This is a genomic window from Micromonospora phytophila (assembly GCF_023656545.1).
Lineage (GTDB): Bacteria > Actinomycetota > Actinomycetes > Mycobacteriales > Micromonosporaceae > Micromonospora > Micromonospora phytophila.
Map to the genome: position 1 here is coordinate 1 of NZ_JAMOKF010000585.1, position 1,789 is coordinate 1,789.

General features: G+C 74.6%; 1 protein-coding gene. It reads right to left on the reverse strand.

Annotation, left to right across the window (positions count from 1 at the left end; genetic code table 11):
- Nucleotides 1-259: 259 nt before the first annotated feature.
- Nucleotides 260-823, reverse strand: a complete 564-nt coding sequence (locus NCC78_RS31505) for a hypothetical protein (RefSeq protein ID WP_250799083.1) — start codon at nucleotides 821-823, stop codon at nucleotides 260-262.
- Nucleotides 824-1,789 lie beyond the last annotated feature (966 nt).

Consider the following 1,789-nt stretch of genomic DNA (forward strand, 5'->3'; position numbering starts at 1 on the left):
TCGGCGCCGGGGTCCGCGCGCCCCGCGGCGATCGCGGGCACGGCCGCCCCGAGCGCCAGCAGCAGGACCAGGCCGGCGCCGAGCAGCGCCCGACGGGCCGTCCGCACCGGTACGCCCCGGGGAGCGTCCGCCCGAGCCGCCTCCGTCGGCGGGACAGCATCGGTCGGCGCCCCCGTCGGCGGGACAGGGTCGGTCGGCGCCGTGCGGGTCGCCCCGGCCCCGGTCGCCTCGAGGGCCGGGGCGCCCGTTCCTCCCCAGGTCAGCACGGCTGGTCCTCGTGGCCGGCGCCGGCGCTGATCAGCCAGCGGCCGTCCGGGTAGCGGGTGGCGGTCGCGGTGGCCAGATGCCGGCCGCCGCCGGTGCCCGGGACCAGCCGTTTGTCGCGGGCGTAGACCAGCCGGTAGCCGGTCTCGTCGAGGCAGTCCTGGATCTCCACGGTGGCCGGGGCCGTGTCCAGGTTCACCGAGGTCACCTTCGGGTCGGAGACCAACGTCCCGGTACGCATCGCGCCGTGCTCCTTCGCCTCACGAATGGCCAGCCGGACCCGGGTCAGCAGCGGATCGGCGAGGAATCTGGACAGTTCCGGATGATGGGGGTCGCTGCGCCCACTCGCCGTGCGGGACGCGGCGAGATATCCGGCATACGCGGCCAGCGCCGCCTTCCCGGCGGCCTGCTCGTCGGCCTCCGTGGATGCCGGCCTGGCCGCGTCCCGGGCGGTGGTCGTCCGGGCGGTCGTCTCGTGCTCCGCGCCGCAGGCCGGGACCGACCCGACCGCGGCAACCGTGAGCAGGCAGGCTGCCCACCGGTTGAGCCGTCCTCGCACCGTCGTGCCTCCTCGGTGGCGACCCGTCGCCCGCCGGACGGGCTCCGGGCCTGCGGCAGTGCGCCCGAATGACGTCATCCGGGCCCGTGGAATGTGCTGCCGCATTTACCGTTACGGATCTCTACAAATGCAAAGCTCTGTGTCGCCCTGTCGTTCCGCTGCGGGGTTGCATCGCACCCAAGGGGCGAGCATAGGCTGACGCCCGCCGATGCAACAGAGGCAATTCAATCGAACACGGTCGGTGATGAAGGGTGGTGGCGGCGGGTGGCTTCGGGTAACTGGAGCGGGTCGGGCGGCCGGGATCCGAGAGGTACCCCGGGTCGTCGACGTGGCGGCCGGTCGCCGGGCCGCCGGGTCGGCGTAACGGTCGGCGGTACGTGCCGACGAGGTGGTATCTGGCCCGATCCGTACCCCCGCCGAGCGAAACGCCATTCCATTTCTGTGGGAATCCCGTTGCCTTATCTGGTTCATTCCTCCGTTGCGCGGCGACGCCCCGACGGGAGGGGTGGATGGCGTTCCGCCCGTTACATCTGGCCGTTGCCGGGACTACCCTCCGTGTCGGCGATGGCCGTCCGTGCCGAGGGCCGGCCATGGCGCTGACCGAACCGCCGGCGGCGCGGAGCCCCGCCCGGCCCGAAATCGGCCCGAGCGCCGACGTCCGTCCGGGGTCGCCCACCGGCCCGCCCACGGCCGAACCGACCGGCCCGCCCGGATCGGGGACAGCGTCCGGCCGGTCCGCCGGAGCAACCCTCGGCTCGGCGGGGCCGGCTCCGACGGGCTCGTCGGAATCCGGGACACCGTCCGCCACCAGGTCGGTCGGGTCGTCGCGACGGGCGGGAGCGCTGGCCGCTCTCGCGCTCGGCCCGGTGCTCCGGCTCGCCGTGATCCGGTACGCCGTACCGCCGGGGGTTGCCCGCCGGGGCGGGTGCGACGCCTGCGCCGCTCCGATCAACCTGGGCCGGCCCT